This window comes from Polaribacter sp. Hel_I_88 (assembly GCF_000687935.1).
In the GTDB taxonomy this organism is placed as follows: Bacteria; Bacteroidota; Bacteroidia; order Flavobacteriales; family Flavobacteriaceae; genus Polaribacter.
In genome coordinates, this window is record NZ_JHZZ01000001.1 from 3,376,601 (window position 1) to 3,395,301 (window position 18,701).

Annotated in this window: 21 protein-coding genes; 9 read left to right on the forward strand and 12 right to left on the reverse strand. The window is 30.2% G+C overall.

Annotated elements, in window-relative coordinates; genetic code table 11:
• Positions 1-37: 37 nt before the first annotated feature.
• Positions 38-1,903 (forward strand): radical SAM protein, encoded by a 1,866-nt coding sequence (locus P161_RS18735; protein WP_036841557.1) that lies wholly within the window; start codon positions 38-40, stop codon positions 1,901-1,903.
• Positions 1,904-2,054: 151 nt separating this feature from the next.
• On the opposite strand, the gene P161_RS0114975 is transcribed toward P161_RS18735, so the two are convergent.
• Positions 2,055-2,567 (reverse strand): VOC family protein, encoded by a 513-nt coding sequence (locus P161_RS0114975; protein ID WP_026777727.1) that lies wholly within the window; start codon positions 2,565-2,567, stop codon positions 2,055-2,057.
• Positions 2,568-2,688: 121 nt separating this feature from the next.
• Here P161_RS0114975 and P161_RS0114980 point away from each other — a divergent pair, with 121 nt between their 5' ends.
• Positions 2,689-3,000, forward strand: coding sequence for a helix-turn-helix domain-containing protein (locus tag P161_RS0114980; protein WP_036841560.1), 312 nt, complete (start codon positions 2,689-2,691; stop codon positions 2,998-3,000).
• A 145-nt stretch (positions 3,001-3,145) separates the two neighbouring features.
• Here the strand turns inward: P161_RS0114980 and P161_RS0114985 are convergent, their stop codons facing one another.
• The 4 genes from P161_RS0114985 to P161_RS0115000 form a co-directional block, all read right to left on the reverse strand.
• Complete coding sequence (locus P161_RS0114985; RefSeq protein WP_026777729.1) at positions 3,146-3,454, reverse strand: hypothetical protein; 309 nt, start codon at positions 3,452-3,454, stop codon at positions 3,146-3,148.
• A gap of 25 nt (positions 3,455-3,479) precedes the next feature.
• On the reverse strand, positions 3,480-3,863 hold the full coding sequence (locus P161_RS0114990; RefSeq protein WP_026777730.1) for a DUF3037 domain-containing protein: 384 nt from the start codon (positions 3,861-3,863) through the stop codon (positions 3,480-3,482).
• On the reverse strand, positions 3,853-4,632 hold the full coding sequence (locus tag P161_RS0114995) for a HipA family kinase (protein WP_026777731.1): 780 nt from the start codon (positions 4,630-4,632) through the stop codon (positions 3,853-3,855). Before P161_RS0114995 ends, P161_RS0114990 begins: the two co-directional genes overlap by 11 nt.
• A 226-nt stretch (positions 4,633-4,858) precedes the next feature.
• Positions 4,859-5,209, reverse strand: a complete 351-nt coding sequence (locus tag P161_RS0115000) for a helix-turn-helix domain-containing protein (protein ID WP_026777732.1) — start codon at positions 5,207-5,209, stop codon at positions 4,859-4,861.
• Between the two features lie 354 nt (positions 5,210-5,563).
• On the opposite strand from P161_RS0115000, the gene P161_RS18740 reads away from it, so the two are divergent.
• The 6 genes from P161_RS18740 to P161_RS19395 all read left to right on the forward strand — a co-directional run bounded on the left by P161_RS18740 (position 5,564) and on the right by P161_RS19395 (position 10,969).
• Entirely contained in the window at positions 5,564-6,622 is a 1,059-nt protein-coding gene (locus P161_RS18740) for a M14 metallopeptidase family protein (RefSeq protein ID WP_036841971.1), read from the forward strand.
• A 76-nt stretch (positions 6,623-6,698) separates the two neighbouring features.
• A complete protein-coding gene (locus P161_RS0115010; RefSeq protein WP_026777733.1) occupies positions 6,699-7,178 on the forward strand; it encodes an Lrp/AsnC family transcriptional regulator in 480 nt (159 codons plus the stop codon).
• 109 nt (positions 7,179-7,287) lie between these two features.
• Entirely contained in the window at positions 7,288-9,279 is a 1,992-nt protein-coding gene (locus P161_RS0115015) for a thiamine pyrophosphate-dependent enzyme (protein WP_026777734.1), read from the forward strand.
• A 32-nt stretch (positions 9,280-9,311) separates the two neighbouring features.
• Positions 9,312-9,749, forward strand: a complete 438-nt coding sequence (locus P161_RS0115020; RefSeq protein WP_026777735.1) for an RDD family protein — start codon at positions 9,312-9,314, stop codon at positions 9,747-9,749.
• A 27-nt stretch (positions 9,750-9,776) separates the two neighbouring features.
• A complete protein-coding gene (locus P161_RS0115025; protein ID WP_026777736.1) occupies positions 9,777-10,784 on the forward strand; it encodes an NADP-dependent oxidoreductase in 1,008 nt (335 codons plus the stop codon).
• Complete coding sequence (locus tag P161_RS19395) at positions 10,784-10,969, forward strand: CPXCG motif-containing cysteine-rich protein (RefSeq protein ID WP_036841564.1); 186 nt, start codon at positions 10,784-10,786, stop codon at positions 10,967-10,969. Before P161_RS0115025 ends, P161_RS19395 begins: the two co-directional genes overlap by 1 nt.
• 283 nt (positions 10,970-11,252) lie before the next feature.
• Here P161_RS19395 and P161_RS0115035 read toward each other — a convergent pair whose 3' ends face one another.
• Entirely contained in the window at positions 11,253-11,957 is a 705-nt protein-coding gene (locus P161_RS0115035; protein WP_026777737.1) for a pseudouridine synthase, read from the reverse strand.
• Positions 11,958-12,074: 117 nt separating this feature from the next.
• On the opposite strand from P161_RS0115035, the gene P161_RS0115040 reads away from it, so the two are divergent.
• On the forward strand, positions 12,075-12,608 hold the full coding sequence (locus tag P161_RS0115040) for a DUF4251 domain-containing protein (protein WP_026777738.1): 534 nt from the start codon (positions 12,075-12,077) through the stop codon (positions 12,606-12,608).
• Positions 12,609-12,812: 204 nt separating this feature from the next.
• Here P161_RS0115040 and P161_RS0115045 read toward each other — a convergent pair whose 3' ends face one another.
• The 6 genes from P161_RS0115045 to P161_RS0115070 form a co-directional block, all read right to left on the reverse strand.
• Entirely contained in the window at positions 12,813-13,238 is a 426-nt protein-coding gene (locus P161_RS0115045) for a DUF805 domain-containing protein (protein WP_026777739.1), read from the reverse strand.
• 27 nt (positions 13,239-13,265) lie between these two features.
• A complete protein-coding gene (locus tag P161_RS0115050) occupies positions 13,266-14,600 on the reverse strand; it encodes a DUF58 domain-containing protein (protein ID WP_036841568.1) in 1,335 nt (444 codons plus the stop codon).
• Between the two features lie 181 nt (positions 14,601-14,781).
• A complete protein-coding gene (locus P161_RS0115055; RefSeq protein ID WP_026777741.1) occupies positions 14,782-15,798 on the reverse strand; it encodes a MoxR family ATPase in 1,017 nt (338 codons plus the stop codon).
• Positions 15,799-15,802: 4 nt separating this feature from the next.
• The gene (locus P161_RS0115060) at positions 15,803-17,020 is read right to left on the reverse strand and encodes a hypothetical protein (RefSeq protein ID WP_026777742.1); all 1,218 of its coding nucleotides are present in this window, start codon (positions 17,018-17,020) and stop codon (positions 15,803-15,805) included.
• Positions 17,017-17,733, reverse strand: a complete 717-nt coding sequence (locus P161_RS0115065) for a DUF4129 domain-containing protein (RefSeq protein WP_026777743.1) — start codon at positions 17,731-17,733, stop codon at positions 17,017-17,019. The genes P161_RS0115060 and P161_RS0115065 overlap by 4 nt, the downstream gene beginning before the upstream one ends.
• Positions 17,734-18,699: a stage II sporulation protein M gene (locus tag P161_RS0115070; protein WP_026777744.1), complete on the reverse strand. Its 966-nt coding sequence runs from the start codon at positions 18,697-18,699 to the stop codon at positions 17,734-17,736.
• Positions 18,700-18,701: the final 2 nt, after the last annotated feature.

Consider the following 18,701-nt stretch of genomic DNA (forward strand, 5'->3'; position numbering starts at 1 on the left):
CCAACTCACACACTATCTTTGCACTTCACAATTATTTATGTCCATAAACACACTTTTAATAACGCCACCATTTACGCAGTTAAATACTGCCTATCCTGCAACTGCCTATATTAAAGGATTTCTAAATTCCAAAAATGTAAAAGCAACGCAAATGGATTTAAGTATCGAGTTGTTTACAGCTGTGTTTACCAAAGAATTTATCGATGCTATTTTTAAACAAGCAGATTTATTAGGCAATATAGATTTGCCTTTGGTGTATAATCAGCGAGAAGAATACATCAATAAAGTAGATACTGTAATGCAGTATTTGCGTGTGCAAGAAGTTACAGCAGCATATCAAATTGTGCACAAAGATTTTTTACCTCATGGACACAGACGTATCAAATTAAACAAAGATTTATCAACCGAATTTGGCAAACTAGGCATTTTAGACAAAGCAAAACACATTGCAACCTTGTTTGTAGAAGAATTGGGCGATTTTATAAATGCCAATGTAGATGAGTTTTTCTCCTTTACAAGATATGCAGAACAATTGGGCAGAACAGCTTCTAGCTTCGATCAATTAGATGAGTTTTTGGAATACGAAACCACCTTGATTGAAGATGAAATGTTGTACATTCTAGAGGAGCAAATTAAACAAGACACCTATGATTTAGTTTGTTTTACAATTCCTTTTCCTGGTAATTTATTTTCGGCTTTAAGATGTGCTCAATTTATTAAAAGAGCATATCCAAACCTTAAAATTGCTTTTGGAGGTGGATATTGCAACACAGAATTAAGACGTTTATCAGATCCAAGAATTTTTAATTTTGTAGATTTTATTACGTTAGATGATGGAGAAGGTCCGTTATTAAAAATCACCGAATTTTTAGAGCATAAAATAGGAGAGGAGCAACTAGAAAGAACCTATATCTGTAAAAATAACAAGGTTTTATATGCTGATAAAAAACCAAATACTATTTTTCATCATAAAAATTTACCTGCACCAAGTTATATTGGTTTGCCAACTGCAAAATATTTGTCGTTTTTAGATGTGATGAATCCCATGCACAGAATGTGGTCTGATGGAAAGTGGAATAAACTTACCATTTCTCATGGTTGTTATTGGAAACAATGTTCTTTTTGCGATGTAACTTTAGATTATATTGGCAATTACCAAAACACCACAGCTGATGATTTGGTGAATAAAATTGAGCAAATAATATCAGAAACAGGTGTTACAGGTTTTCATTTTGTGGATGAAGCTGCACCACCAAAAATGTTGAGAGCGTTGGCAAATGCATTAATAGCACGTAAAATTCACATCACTTGGTGGACGAACATTCGTTTTGAAAAAACATTTACGCCTGAATTGTGTGCCTTATTATCAAAATCTGGTTGTATTGCTGTCACTGGAGGTTTGGAAGTAGCTTCAGACAGATTGCTGGCAAAAATGAAAAAAGGTGTTGATATTGCACAAGTTGCGAGAGTTACCAAAGCTTTTTCGAACGAAAATATTATGGTACATGCCTATTTAATGTTTGGTTTCCCTACAGAAACTGCGCAAGAAACCATTGATTCTTTAGAAGTTGTGCGTCAGTTATTTCAGCATAATTGCATTCAGTCTGCTTTTTGGCATCAATTTGCATGTACAAGTCACAGTCCAGTTGGTAAAAACCCTGATGAATTCCAAATAAAAATTGTTGGACCCAAGTTTGAGGGCTTTGCAGAAAACGATTTGTATCATGAAGACCCAACAGGAGCAGAACATCATTTATACAGTCAAGGTTTAAATATCGCTTTAAATAATTACTTGAATTACAAAGGTTTTGAAATTCCTTTAGAAGATTATTTCGATTTTAAAGTGCCTAAAAAAACAGTAAAAGCTGATTTAATTGCGAGTTCTTTAAAGGTTAAACCATAAATAATCACAAACTTGTCATTTCGACTTTTTAGGAGAAATCTCATAAAAATGATAACACAAAATTGAGCAACTTGTGTGATTTCTCTTTTAGTCCAAATGACAAAACTGGATGTTAATTTTATGTAAAAGTGTTTAACTCAATAAAACTTTCTTATTTTGAATACGCTCCTGAAGAATACGTTAACTCATAACTATGAGTGTAAATTTCAAAAACAATTCCAAAAGGATCTTCTACATAACACATTTTAAAAGGCTTATCTTTTGGATAATATTCTCTAATAGGCATTCTTTGTTTTCCTCCATAAGAAACAATTTTTTCAATCAATGCTTCGATATTTGGATCTTGTATGCAAAAATGAAACAAACCTGTATTAAAAGGATTGAATTCAGGAGCTTCTTTTACGCCATTTGGAAATGAAAATAATTCAATACCAATGCCATCTGAAGTTGCTAAGTGCGCAATTTCAAATTCAGTCCAATCATCTCCAAAAACGTCAATACACATTTGACCAATGGCAGTTTCTGTTTCTTTTTTTATAGTAGATGGTTCCATGATTACATACCATCCCATCACTTCTGAATAAAATTTTACGGCTTCTTTAATATTAGGAACTGTAATGCCTATATGTGAAAATGATTTAGGATACTCTTGATTTTCTTTCATAATTGAGATTTTAGATGTCAAAATTAATTTATATTTACCTATTAAACAATAACTTACTAAAAAGTGGTATAGTTACTTAAAAGAGTAAAATATTGATTATCAACATGATAAATTTATAAAATTGAATAAAAATATTAACTGTCCTTTGCATTATACCATGAATTTAATAGGGACGAAATGGAAACCTTTAATTTTATTTCATCTTTTAGATGGTTCTTTACGTTCTGGAGTTTTACAGAAGAAAATCACTGGAATTTCCAACAAAATGTTTACGCAAAGTATTAGAGAATTAGAAAAAGACGGACTTGTTGTAAGAGAAATTTTTCCTGTTGTACCTCCTAAAGTTGAGTATTCCTTAAGTGAAAGAGGAAAATCACTAGAAAATATTTTGAGAAGTTTAGATACTTGGGGTTTGGAAGATGCTCAAGATTGATTATTTAAATAAAGAGTAAACCCCAAACTTGTCATTTCAATTTTTTAGGAGAATTCTCATAAAGTTGATAATATAAAATTGAACATGCGTGTGTGATTTCTTCCTTTAATAGAAAGGAAAAAACTGTTGAAAAAAAGTGGATATTCTAAATACCATTGATAGCTTCCCATTTTGTGTTGACAACAACATAATAGATTAGAAATAAAACGAGTATAAAAAATAATATATAAATTATTATATTTTTAGTTTGATCAGCTTTGTGTTTTCTTCTAATTCCTTCTTTTAAAATTGTTATATCAGTTTTAGAAATTTCAGGGAATTCCATTTCTTTTCGAGCACCTCCTTTTAATAAAACTTCTCTTCTTTTTTGAAGTTCATATTTTAAAGCTGCTTTTCTGTTCTTAGCAACTTCTTGTTTTTTAAGCAACATGGTTAAAGAGCCCCAAGGATCCATAATTAGATATTTTTTATTTTAAAATTTACAAAACAAACTCCTCAAATATAGCTTCCAATTCTTTTTCAGGAAAGGTACACAAACCAGAATGCGTTTTAGAACTCTGAATGATGGTACTTCTACAAGCTGCTAACCATCTAAATCTGTCAGAAATTTCAAATTCGCCAATTTTTCCTGCGGATTTTTTTCCATCACAAATGATTTTCCAGGCATTTAAATATTCGTTTAATCGATCTAACTCTAATTCAGGAGCCATCACTTTTAATTTTTCTGGATTGATGTAAAATTTGATGTCCAAATATTTCTTTCTCTTTGAGAATAAAATAACACCAATATTAAAGAATTCTTCTCGTTCCACTTTTGGCACAAGACGAATTATAGCGTATTCAAAGGTGACTTTATCTTGCATTTTCGGCTTCTTTTACAAGTTCATCTAGCATTGCCAATTTTGCATTTAAAAAAGTGTTGTAGGCTGCTCTTATTTCTGTCGGATTCAAAAAATCACCTTCGCTAATTAACCAATCTTCGGGAATTTTATCAATTATTTCAGCAATAACCTCTTTCGTTATTAACTTTTTTATGGTTGATGAAGCTTCTTGTAATTCAGTTGCCTTTGGTAATAAAACATGATCTTTTATCAACGGAAAAGTTCTTGTTAAATGATTTTCCCAAGTTTGCCAATTATGATGAAAATAGAAACTTGCACCATTATCAATAATCCACAATTCATCATGCCAATTTAAAAGGTTTGTGTTTTTGGCAGTTCTGTCTATATTGCTGATTAAACTATCTAAAATCACCACTTTTGAAGCTGTAAAAGCATCCACTTTAGAAACCAAAGGATCGTAGGTAATTGCACTCGATAAATAATGCAAACCCAAATTTAGACCCACACTAAACTTTAGCAAATCTTGAATTTCTTCATCAGGTTCAGTTTTGCTGAAGGAATCATCTAAGTTTATAAAAACCAATTCAGGTACTTTTAAACCTAAGGCTCTTGCTAATTCCCCACCAATAAACTCGGCAATTAAAGCCTTTTTACCTTGACCTGCACCTCTAAATTTTAGCACATATAAAAAGCCATCGTCTGCTTTTACGATTGCTGGCAAAGAACCACCTTCTCTTAAAGGTTGTAAATATTGCGTAACATTTACGGTTCTGATTTCAATTTTTTTCATCAATACTAAAGTATGATTTTAAATTTAGTTAGATTTTTAATTTTATTATAAAGTATTTTACTGTCTGTTCGAGCGCAGTTGAGAATTCGAATTGAGATTATGAACAAGTTCTCGATACAATTTTTCGAAAAAGAAAAATCACGCGAACAGACATTTTGTTGTAATTAAGGTTTCAGTTTTAAATTCTAAACCTTAAACTCATAACTCATAACTCTGAACCCTGAACTCATTTTAAGTATTCATCAAAAGTACCATCCTTATAAAAAACGACAATTCGTTGAATTTTTTTTCCATCATTAACATTTGTTTCAAATAAAGTTGGAGTAGGAGCAACCTCTTTTTGAGTTGCTTTTTTAGGAAAAAAACCAACGCCATTGATCAACCATTGTAAATCTACATCCTCAAATTCGGTTGTAATTTTTAAAATAAAATCGAGACTTGGTTTATTTCTACCAGACAAAATGTGCGAAATACTAGAACGTTGCACACCTATTTTATCAGCAAATAAAGAGGCTGACAATTCATGATGATCCATCACCTTTTTGATTCTCGTTGTAAACTCTAAACTGTTTATCATTGTAAATATTGATTGTATTACAAATGTAAATTAAAAACAAGTAGCTACAAAAAGATATCTTTTAAATCTATTTTATCATGTTTTTTAATATTAAACAAAAACTTCAATTATTACACACAAAGTGTTGAATTAAAACACATTAATAAAAAATAAAACCACAAAACATTACTATGAAAAATAAATGTATTTCATTTTATGATTTATGGAAAACGGCCTGCTAAAAGTTTACAAAAGTAACATAAAAATAAAGTTCTAAATGTTTACAATTGTACATTTTTATTGGTTTACAATTGTAACTTATGGTTGTTTACTAGTTTTCAAAAGTGTAAATTTGTAATTCTAAACAACCAAACAGTGCATACATTATCGACTACTTTTTTAAAAGATATTTTTAAACAACATAAAGAAAGTTCCCTTTTTGGGAAGTGGATTACTTTCGAGGATATTGAAAATTTATTTCAAAAACACAAAGCTGCATTTCAGATAAAGCAACTTGGTTTTTCGGAACAAGAAAGACCTATATATACTTTGAAAATTGGTTCGGGTAAAAAACGAGTTTTGCTTTGGAGTCAAATGCATGGAAATGAAAGTACAGCAACAAGAGCTTTATTTGATGTTTTTAATTGTTTTTCGAATTCAAAAGTTGATGAATTAGAAACCATTTTAAAAGAGTGCACGTTGGTGTTTATTCCGATGTTAAATCCTGATGGAGCTCAAGCCTACACAAGAGTAAATGGAAATAATATCGATTTAAACAGAGATGCTGTTGATAGAGTTGCTAAAGAAAGTAAATTGTTAAGAGGAATATTAGAAGAATTCAATCCGCAGTTCTGTTTTAATTTACATGATCAACGAACTATTTTTGGAGTAGAAGGCACTAAGAATCCTGCAACGATTTCTTTTTTAGCACCTTCTGAAGAAGAAACTAGGGCAATTACTGAGGGAAGAAAACAAACCATGAATGTGATTGTAGCTATGAATATGATGTTGCAACAAATAATCCCAAATTTTGTGGGTAGATATACAGATGAATTTTACCCAACAGCAACAGGTGATAATTTTCAAAAACTAGGCTATAATACAATTTTGATTGAATCAGGTCATTATCCTGACGATTATCAACGAGAAAAATCTAGAGAATATACATTTTATTCCATACTACAAGGAATGTATCACATTGCAACTACAAACTCATTTTCGGATTTTGAAGATTATTTTAAAATTCCAAATAATGATAAAATTTTCTATGATGTAATTCATCGTTTTTCGAACGATAAAAATGACGAAGCATATCAATATAAAGATGAAATAATTGAAAATAAATTGGTTTCAAAATTAGAAAAAGTAGCAGAAAATAGCCTAAAAAGTAAAATAGGACATCACGAAATCGTTTTCGAAGCGAATATTTATTAAGTATTTATCAATTTTAAGATTGTTTAGTTAAATTAAATTCATAAATTTGCATTATAAATTGAATAATACATAAATTATGAAAAAATTCATTCTAGACGAAATTGATCATCAGATTTTAGATATCTTGATAGAAAACGCAAGAACACCATTTACAGACATTGCTAAACAGTTGTTGGTTTCTGCTGGAACTATTCATGTTCGTGTAAAAAAAATGGAAGATGAAGGAATTATCCAAGGTTCTACATTAACATTGAACTACGAAAAAATGGGGTATTCATTTATAGCTCATGTAGGGATTTATTTAGAAAAAACATCAATGACGCAGAATGTTATTGAGAATTTAAGAAAAATACCAAACGTAACTGTTGCCTATGTTACTGCAGGGAAATATAATATTTTCTGTAAAGTAAGAGCAAAAAGCACCAATGATGCTAAAGATATTATTTACGCAATAGACGATATACCTGGAGTTAACAGAACAGAAACAATGATTGCTCTTGAAGAAAGCATAAATGATAAAAAGAGAATGATGCACGCAATTTTTGCAGACTTATAAACCAAATTCAACCAACCAATAAACGAAAAGTCCTTATCAATTTAATTTGATAGGGATTTTTTTATGGCACAAAATTATTTTATCTTTCATATTGTAAAATACAACACTTATGACCTCTAATATTAACTATGTTTTCCATCCAAATCTAGATAATGCTAAAGTTTTGTACTTATACAAAGCGATGCTTAAACCTAGATTGATAGAAGAAAAGATGCTAATTCTTTTACGTCAAGGAAAAATATCGAAATGGTTTGCAGGAATTGGTCAAGAAGCAATTGCTGTGGGAGTTACTGCTGCTTTGCAAAAAGACGAATATATTTTACCAATGCACAGAAATTTGGGTGTTTTTACCACAAGAGAAATTCCTTTAAATCGACTGTTTTCTCAATGGCAAGGTAAAATGAATGGTTTTACAAAAGGAAGAGATCGAAGTTTCCATTTTGGAACACAAGAATATCATATTGTTGGTATGATTTCTCATTTAGGACCACAATTAGGCATCGCAGACGGAATTGCATTAGCCAATAAATTAAAGAATAATAACAAAGTTTGCGCTGTTTTTACAGGTGAAGGTGGAACAAGTGAAGGGGACTTTCATGAAGCTTTAAATGTGGCTTCTGTATGGAAACTACCTGTTTTGTTTTGTGTAGAAAATAATGGGTATGGCTTATCTACACCAACTTCAGAGCAGTTTAATTGTACAAATATTGCTGATAAAGGTATTGGTTATGGTATGGAAAGTCATATTATTGATGGAAATAATATTTTAGAAGTATATACCAAAGTAGATGAGTTGGTCAAAAGTATTCGAGAGAATCCTAGACCTATTTTATTGGAATTCAAAACTTTTAGAATGCGTGGTCATGAAGAAGCTAGTGGCACAAAATATGTTCCTGAAAATTTGATGAAAGAATGGGCTGAAAAAGATCCTTTAGAAAATTTTGAACGTTTCTTAAAAGAGCATGGAATTTTAACTGATGAAATTTCATATCAATATAAAGAAGAAATCACTACAGAAATAAATGAACATTTACAATTGGCTTTTGATGAAGAAAAAATAATTCCCAATTTAGAAACGGAATTAAATGATGTTTACAAACCTTTTGAAAATCAAGAAATAAAACCATCAGCAATTAAAAAAAATATACGTTTTGTTGATGCTATTTCTGAGAGTTTAGAGTTATCTATGCAAAAGTTCGATGATTTGGTAATTATGGGACAAGATGTAGCAGAATATGGAGGCGTTTTTAAAATTACAGATGGTTTTGTGGAGAAATTTGGCAAAGAGCGTGTTAGAAATACACCTATTTGCGAATCTGCAATTGTGGCTGCTGGGTATGGTTTGTCCATTAATGGAATGAAAGCTTTAGTAGAAATGCAATTTGCAGATTTTGTTTCTTCTGGATTTAATCCTATTGTAAATTTGTTGGCAAAATCTCATTATAGATGGAATGAAAAAGCTGATGTTGTTATAAGAATGCCTTGTGGAGCAGGAGTAGGTGCTGGTCCTTTTCATAGCCAAACCAATGAAGCTTGGTTTACAAAAACACCAGGATTAAAAGTAGTGTATCCTGCATTTCCTCAAGATGCAAAAGGATTGTTGGCAAGTGCAATTGAAGACCCAAACCCTGTGTTGTTTTTTGAGCACAAGGGATTGTATCGATCTGTTTATCAGGAAGTTTCTGAAGGCTATTATACTACAGCAATAGGAAAAGCAACACTTTTAAAAGAAGGAAAAAACATAACAATTATAAGTTATGGAGCAGCAGTGCATTGGGTTTTAGAGGTTTTAGAAAATCTAAAAGAAATATCTGCGGATGTAATCGATTTAAGAACTCTACAACCTTTGGATGTAGAAACTATTTTTTCATCTGCTAAAAAAACGGGTAAAATACTAATTGTACAAGAAGACACTTTGTTTGGTGGTATTGCAAGTGATATTTCTGCATTAATTACAGAGAATTGTTTTGAATTTTTAGATGCACCTGTAAAAAGAGTGGCGAGTTTAGAAACACCAATTCCTTTTCAATCTGATTTAGAACAACAATATTTAGGAAAATCTAACGTAAAAAAAGCAATTTTAGATTTGTATAATTATTGATTATATTTACTTTTTTAGAAATTTTATGAGAGATGCAAAATATTAAAACTGAACCAAATATTGGAAATCGATTTGTAGCTGGTTTAGTAGATTACTTTATTATTTTTGGGTTTACAATTTTTACTATTTACACAATTGGAGAACCAAATAACGAAGGTGGATATTCATTAAATGGAGCTCCTGCTTTAATTCCTATAATTGTTTGGTTTCTGATGACTGTTGGAATAGAAATTGGACTTGGTGCAACTATTGGAAATTCATTAGTAAGATTAAAAGCTATTCCTTTAAATGAGGAAAATAGAAAATTAACTTTTGGAGAATCTTTTAAAAGACATTTACTTGATCCAATTGATATGTTCTTTTTTGGAGCTGTAGGAATTATTACAATAAAAAATACTGAAAATAATCAACGAGTTGGAGATTTATGGGCAAAAACTATTGTTGTTTCAAATAAATCTCTCACCCAATAAAAAAATATTTAATACAAAAAAACATCAATGAACAATAAGCAAATTATATTTAAAAAAAGACCTTCTGGAGTTCCAGATGCAGATACTTGGCAATTAGAAACAAACTCAATTCCTGAGTTAGAAGAAGGAGAAATTTTAGTAGAGCAACATTATATTTCTTTAGATCCTGCAATGCGTGGTTGGATGAATGATTCCAAATCTTACATTCCTCCTGTTCAAATAGGTGATGTTATGAGAGCTGGTTCTATTGGCAAAGTGATTAAAAATAATGGAAATCCGAATTTTGAGATTGGTGATGTAGTTACGAGTTGGGGAGGTGTGCAACAATATAATGTTACAGATGGTAAAAGTTGGTATAAAGTTGATACGCGTTTAGCGCCAATGCCAACCTATATTGGTACTTTAGGAATGCCTGGAATGACAGCCTATTTTGGAATTACAGAAGTAGGCAAAGTAAAAGAAGGTGATATTGTTTTGGTTTCTGGAGCTGCTGGTGCTGTTGGAAGTATTGTTGGACAAATTGCAAAAATTAAAGGCTGCACAGTCATTGGAATTGCTGGTGGAAAAGAAAAATGCGATTATTTAGTTCACGAATTAGGTTTTGATGGAGCCATCGATTACAAATCTGAAAATATTTACTCGGCTTTAAAAGAAAAATGTCCAAAAGGAATTGATATTTATTTTGATAATGTTGGTGGAAAAATTTTAGATGCTGCATTAAGCAAATTGAGAATGCATGCAAAAGTTGTTATTTGTGGTGCAATTTCTCAATATAACAACAAAGCTAAAATTGATGGTCCAAGTAATTATTTATCACTTTTAGTAACAAGATCTACCATGCAAGGAATGGTTGTAATGGATTATACCAAAGATTTTGGAATTGCTGCAAAACAAATGGGTTCTTGGATGCAAGAAGGAAAATTAAAATCGAGAGAAGATATTTATGAGGGTATAGAAAACTTTCATGATACATATAACAGATTATTTTCTGGAGATAAAAACGGAAAATTAGTTTTAAAAGTAATTGAGGAGTAGTGGAACAAGAACATTTTTTTCAATGTCCTTATTGTTGGGAAGACATTTCCATGATATTAGACAGCAGTGTAAGACACCAAACCTATATAGAAGATTGTGAGGTTTGTTGCAATCCTATAGAAGTATCACCAAGATTTGAAAATGGCGATTTGATTGGTTTTGAATCTCATTCTATAGAGCAGTAGTTTTATAATTATTATCCATAATAAAATTATTTCACAGAGATTCACAGAGTTTTTTCACGGAGATTCGCAGAGTCTGCAAATATTTCTTTCAACCTGCAAGGTTTCCAAAACCTTGTAGGTTTTTTTATATCTTAAAAATTGATAAATTGATAATTGAATTGATTCAAATGTCAACTGATTGAAGTGTAAACTTAATGATATTCTTTAAATAGAATTATTTTTTAAAAAATTCTCTGTGAAACTCAGCGTTTTTTCCTCTGTGATTCTCTGTGTCAGAACTATTTTACAACAAAGGATTTTCCCATTTAAATTCCTCAAATAAATCCAACCAATCTTTTGGAAAAGCACCTTTTAAAATCATTTTTTCTGATGAAAAAGGATGTGTAAACTCGAGTTTTCCTGCATGTAGAAACAAATTTTTCCAACCAAAATTTTCTTCAAACATTACATCGTGATTTTTATCACCATACTTTGCATCACCAATTAAAGGATGACTAATTTTATTGGAATGTACTCTTAATTGATGCATTCTCCCTGTTTGTGGCAAAAACTCCACCAAACTATAACGTGAAGAATCGTAGGGTTTTACAGGAATGTTTAAGGTGATGTTTGCCAATGTTCTTAAATAGGTTAAGGCTTCTTTATGCACGTTGGCATCTCGTCCTTTTACAGGAGAATCGATGGTTTTGGATTCAGGTGAAAAACCTCGAACTACGCCAAAATAGATTTTTTGTATTTGCTTTTCAGTAAATAATTCTTGAAATTTAGATACATATTCTTTCTCTTTTGCTAATAGAATTAAGCCAGACGTTTTTCTATCTAATCTATGCACTGGATATACTTTAATACCCATTTGTTTTTCAATTAGTTGTAAAAGTGAATCTTCATCACCCACATTTCTAGATAAAAAAGCATGATGTACCAAAACATTGTTAGGTTTATTTACACAAATAATGTAATCATCTTCAAAAATAATTTCTAAACTCATAATGTATTAAAAGTATAAAAGTACTAATATTTGCATTTAAAAGATTATGATTTATTTATCAATATTTAAATTCTTTTTATGTATTTTTAGTTTGTTTGTAATCAGTAATTTAAAAACATGAAACTTAGAATTTTATTTTTAACAATCTTAACTACTACTTTTTTAAATTGTAAAAGCACAGCAAGCGTTGCAGAAATTGAAAATTTAAAGAAAATAGCTTTAGATAAAAACTTTACAATTACTGCTGATACTGCAAATCCTGTAGCGTTGATGAATACTAGAGGAATTGAAAGCTTATTACCTCCTGGAAGCAATTTGGCCAACATAAATTTAATTAATAATCAGAATAATTTTACTATTAAAAATGATAGTGTTTTTTTAGACATGCCTTTTTATGGCGAAAGACGTTTTAGCAGTGGATATGGAACTGAAAGTGGTTTAGAATTTGAAGGCGTACCTGAAAAGGTAGAAAGTTCTTTCAACAAAAAAAAGAACACGTACGAATTTGAATATTGGCTAAACGCAAAAACTGAAAACTTACGAGTTTCTTTAACCTTGTTTTCAAATAAAACAAGTCGATTTACTGTAAATAGCAGTCATAGAAGTACAATTACGTATAGTGGAAATTGGAAAGTTCCTGAAGAAAAGTAAAAATGATTATTACAGAAAATTAAATATACTTTAATTTTAAGATACAAATAAAATCATTCATAATACAGAAAGAATAATTTAACAGATAAAACCGAAGATTTTAAAATTAGTGAATTTTTTTATCATAATTACACAAAAATTTGTGCATTCGTGGCTAACTTGTTTTTATAACTAATAATAAATAGTGTGAGTTTTATTTGCTATTTATTCTCTTCCTATTTGATTGATTAAAACATCACTTCCATCTTTTTTAGGGTTTGTTCCCCATTTATTGGTTCCTCCATAACTATCCATGCACGTAAAAATCAAAATAATAAAACGCCCAATATAGGGAACAATACATATTAAATACCACCAAGCAGATTTATCAGTATCATGCAATCTTCTTGCTGTAACCGCTAAAAAAGGTAATATAGTTCCTAAAAAATAGAGCATCAAAAGAATAACAAGAATCATACTTAACGTATCCATTTCACTAGAATTTGAAAAGGTTTCTGATGACAATGCAATTAATATCGTAAAAAGGAAAATAATAAGATAATGAAAAAGTAAAAACATCCAATATTCTTTTCTTCTTGCTCTACCCGTAAAACCTGTATAATTTTTTAATACGTTTAAATACCAATTCATAGTTTTTCTATTGATAAAAGTTGTGAATTAAAACAAACCTCTAGATTTTAATTCTAAATACTTATTTATACTATTTCCTGTTAAATCCTCTGGTTTTGTTAATACAGACTGAATTCCATATTTTTTTAATTCGTTGACAATTCTCTTTTTTTCGTACAAGAATTTTTCTGCAATAATACTATCATATACTTGCTGAATCGTTTCTGATTTAGAATCAATCATGTCATCTAATTCAGTATTTTTAAAAAACACAACTAATAATAAATGATTTTTTGCCAACGCACGTAAATAGGGGAGTTGCCTGTTTAAACCATCAATCGTTTCAAAATTTGTAAATAATATTAATAAACTTCTGTGGGTTATTTTTCTTTTAACAACTGAATATAATGTGCTAAAATCAGGTTCGTCAAAATTAGTTTTGATGTTGTGTAGGGCTTCAGAAATTAAACTCATTTGCGAATTTCTTCGTTCAGCAACTACCCAATCTTCGAGTTTTGTGGAGAAAGATAACATCCCTGCTTTGTCTTGCTTTCTTAAAATTACATTGCTAATGGCCAATGTTGCATTTACAGCATAATCTAACAAACTTAATCCGTTAAAATTCATTTGCATTGCACGCCCTTTATCAATAATACAATACACAGATTGCGATTTTTCTTCCACATATTGATTGACCATAAAATGGTTTCTTTTTGCAGTCGCTTTCCAGTTTAAGGTTCTAATATCATCACCAGAAACATATTCTTTAATTTGTTCAAACTCTAAGGAATGGCCTATTCTTCTTACTTTTTTGGTGCCATAAGAATTGCTTGCATTGTTAAACGCTTTGATATCAAATTCTCTTAATTTTAAAAAAGAAGGATAACATTTTACAGCTACTTCATCTCCTAAAACATATTTTTTAGTGGCTAATTGTAATGCCGAATTTGCATACACATTCATATGCCCAAATTCATAAACACCTCTTTCTTTAGGTGTTAAGTTGTAATGAAGTGTTTTTTCTTCGTTCTTTTTTAATTGTTGATGAAAAACAAAATCTCTTTTCTGAAACTGATAAGGCAACTCTTCAATCAAAGATAAATGTGCTACAAAAGGATACTCATTTTTAAACGCTAATGATATTTTATTTTCATCGCCATTTGATAATCTTTCAGGTAAAGTACGCTCTACTTTTATGCCTTTTTTAGTTTGATATAACAAAAAAACATCTACAAGTGTTAAACCTATCAACATAAAAAGCAACACTTTGGATATCTCAAAAAAGATTGGAGCAAAGAAACCAATCACAAATAAAATTGCGATGGCTGCTATGCAATAGAAAAACCGATTGTTTAAGAATAAAGTAGTGTTGAGTTTTTTCAAAAAATGTTTATATTTTATTTGTGTACTTATTTAAGCGTTTAATTGTTGTTTTTATAATAAAAATTTGTTTTTCAAAATAACAGATTGCTTCAGACGTTTCTCCTTCACAAAGACGAGATAAACACAAACTCACTGCAAACTGCAACTGTAAACTGCCTACTAATTTTACTGCTCACTGAACTTACCTAGGAATCTCAACAGCTTCAATAATTTGTGCTATAATTTGTGTGCTTGTTAAACCTTCCATTTCTCTTTCTGGGGTTACAATAACTCTGTGTTGTAAAACAGGAATTGTCGCTCTTTTTATATCTTCTGGGGTTACAAAATCTCTCCCTTCAATAGCTGCAAAAGCCTTTGAAGCATTTAAAATAGCGATACTTGCTCTTGGTGAAGCTCCTAAATATAAAAAGGAATTAGAACGTGTATTCACAACAATATTGGCAATATATTTCAGTAAATTTTCCTCAATTTTTATCTGATTTACCAAAGCTCTGTATTCAACAATTTTTGCTCCTTTAATAATGGAAGCTATTTTACTAACTTTTGTGGTATTTTCCAAAGCTTGCTCACGCATAATAATTTCCAATTCTTCATCTGCATTCGGATATTCAATAATCACCTTGAATAAAAAACGATCTAATTGTGCTTCTGGTAATCTATAAGTACCTTCTTGTTCTATAGGGTTTTGTGTGGCTAAAACTACAAAAGGCTCCTCCATTTTATAGGTAGTTCCATCCATCGTAATTTGCTTTTCTTCCATCACCTCAAACAAAGCAGCTTGTGTTTTGGCAGGAGCTCTGTTAATTTCGTCAATCAAAACCATGTTTGAGAAAATAGGGCCCTTTTTAAACTCAAATTCAGAGTTTTTAACGTTAAAAACAGACGTTCCTAATATATCTGAAGGCATCAAATCTGGTGTAAACTGAATTCTACTAAAATCTACATCAATGGTTTTAGACAATAGTTTTGCTGTGATGGTTTTTGCGACTCCAGGAACTCCTTCAATCAGCACATGGCCATCTGCTAGTAATGCCACCAAAAGCAATTCCATCATTTCTTTTTGCCCAACAATTACTTTTTGTAACTGCTTTTTGATACTGAAAACACTTTCTTGTAATTCAGATAAATCTATTCTATTTGTAAACTCTAAATTCTCTGAATTTATAGGTTCATTCAATTCCTCATTGGGTGTTTCCATACTGTTATTTTTTAAAGAAATTATCAATCATTTTATGTAGCACAAGTAACTCTTCTTGAGTACATTCTGACCTCTTATCTAAAGTGATAATTGTATTGATTAAATATTTTGTATTTTGTAAATTATTGTCTGATTTTGCTGCTAAATTCTTAATAAATTCCTTGTTTAAATTGTTGGTATCTAACAAGTATTTTGTTCTAACTTTCTCCAAGAAAAAAGCGATTTTTTTAGTTACCAAATTCTTATGATCTTGCTCTTTTAAATACAAACTAGAAATGGTTTGAGTAAAAGCAACTGTGGTATTTTTTAAAGGATGAATAATAGGAATGGCACGTTGTTTTCTCCTTGCGTTAAACAGCATAAACAACAAAACACCTGCTAAAGAAACGAATAAAAACCAAGTAAGTGTTTTATGTTGTAAAAAGAATTTAAAGACAGAGTTGTTATTGTCATCATTTTCATTAGAATATTTACTTCTTTTAATTTGTGGATCCCAAAAAATAGTTGAAGATGGCAAATAAGAAAGTACGTTTTCTGCATAGTTTTCTTTACCTGACAACATATAGTAATTGGTGAACACAACAGGATTGGAGTGTACATAAATTGCGCCTTTTCCATGATAAATTTTCATAAAGTTTGGCACTTTCTCACCATCAATTTTTGCAGATCCCAAAACAATGGTTTTATCTTCATTATAGGTTACAAAATAATGTCTTCTAATATTTCTGTCGAAATTAAAAGTATCTTTTTCAAAAGTGTTATCTTCTAAATAGAACTGACCTTTTAAAGGTTTTAAATCTTCAACTAAATACACATTTCTATCTAAATTATTGGTGGTAATTTCTAACTGTTCAATAAGCGCATCACTAAAATAATTTAGAGATAAAAAGGCTGAGTTTCCATCATATACAAAAGAAAGTAAATCTGATACTCCATCATCTGTTAGTTTAGACGCTGTATGTTTGATGCAAATATAATTGCCATAATCGGCACTTGTAGTATCATAATTATAATATAGATAATCGTAAAAATTTTCTTTAAGAGTTACAATTTCTTGGTTTTTAAAAAGAGTATTTACTTCATTATGAATTATATACGTACCAAAAGGACTTTTTTCTTTTTCACGATAATTCTCAGTCCAATTTGTTTTGTTGCAACTTGTTATCAACAAAACAAATAGTAAGAAAATACTATTTTTTAACATGTTTAAAAGTGCTTTCAAGACATCGAATTTATAAAAGATTGATACTTGTTTTGCGCTGTTTTAAAATTGGTTTCATCCACAGGAAATTCTCCATACCAAACGTAGGAATACACATAAGAAAGATACGAAAATTGCGTTCTCATTGCTGGGTTTTCAATCTCAAAAAGGTATTCTGAATTGGTTTTGTCCTTATGATAGTCAATAATTTTTTTGTTTGACAATCCTTTTAAAGATGTCAAATAATAATAACGAATTGCCAATCTAAAATTTTGACTATCAATAGCTTGTTGTAGTAAAGAGGCTAAATCAACTTCATGAATGTCTTCATCTTCATAAATTAATTTCTCTTTAATTTTGGTTGATGATTTTGTGTTTTTCCAAAAAAATACGTCTGAACCTAGTAGTACTTTTACAATCACAAAAATGATAAATCCTCCTAAAAGAAAAGGGAAAATAGTGGTCATAAAAAAAGCAAATCCGTTTAAAAATCCTGAACTAGCGTTAGAACTTTCTTTTTTTTGAATTGGAGCATTCTCTTGATAGATAAAATCTTTATCCTTATACTTTTCTTTGAGATTTGTGGATAAAGTTCTTGCTTCGCTAATATTTGTATCTTTTTGATACACAATAGAATCTGTTTTTATGATTACAATTTCATCATTAGTTATAGATTCTTGTGCGTTTATAAAAAGTGTAAACAAGAAAAGGAGGGAAGCTAGTCTTTTTTTCATCTATCGTAAACCATGTTTTTTAGCGACTTTATAAGGCAAAACCAAATAATAATAACTGATGGAAACTAAACTAAATAAAATTATCGCAAAACAAAAAATCGTAGGCATTACATTGGAATATCGTGTAACATAACCTTCTAAAAATGCAGCCATAATGGTAAAAGGAATCGTACTTATAAAAATATAAAAGGCATCTCTAATTCCAATTTTAAACGATTCAAAGCGTTTTAACGTTCCTGGAAATAAAATGCTGGCGCCAATAATATAGCCTGCTGCAGCTTCTATAATAATTCCAAAAATCTCATAAGTTCCATGAATCCAAATGCCTTTTAAACTATCAAAAAGTGTGTTTTGCTGATAAAAAAACGCTTGAAATACAGCCACCATAATTGCATTAACTACAATATAATAGGCAGTTCCTATGCCTAATAACAAACCTGATAGAAACATATTTAAGCCAACTCGTTGGTTGTTATCATAAATACCAATAAAAGTTCCCCAATTGCTACCACTTTTGTAAATAGCCATGGCATCTCCACTTTCTATGTTTTCTAAAGTTTGATCTACATAACCATCGCTTAAAATTTGTCTTGCAAACGATTCATCATTAAACGTGGATAATAATCCTACAAAAAAACAAACAAAAAAGAAAATAAAGGAAATGTAAATGTATTTTCTGTAGGTATAAGAGAGTAGTGGCACTTTGTCAAAAAAGAATTGTATAAAAACATTTTTATCAGTTCTTTTTGAGTCGTAAACGGTATCAAAGCTGGTCTTGGCAAGCTTATTTAAAAAGAGGGTAACTTTACTTTTTGGGTAATAGGTTTGCGCATATACCAAATCGTTCATGATTTTTATATGCAGGTTGGCGATGTCATCTGGACTTTTTTTCTCTTTATTCGAAATTAATTGTTCAAATTCAAGCCATTTTTCTTTATTTTGCTTTATAAAAGCGACCTCTCTCATTA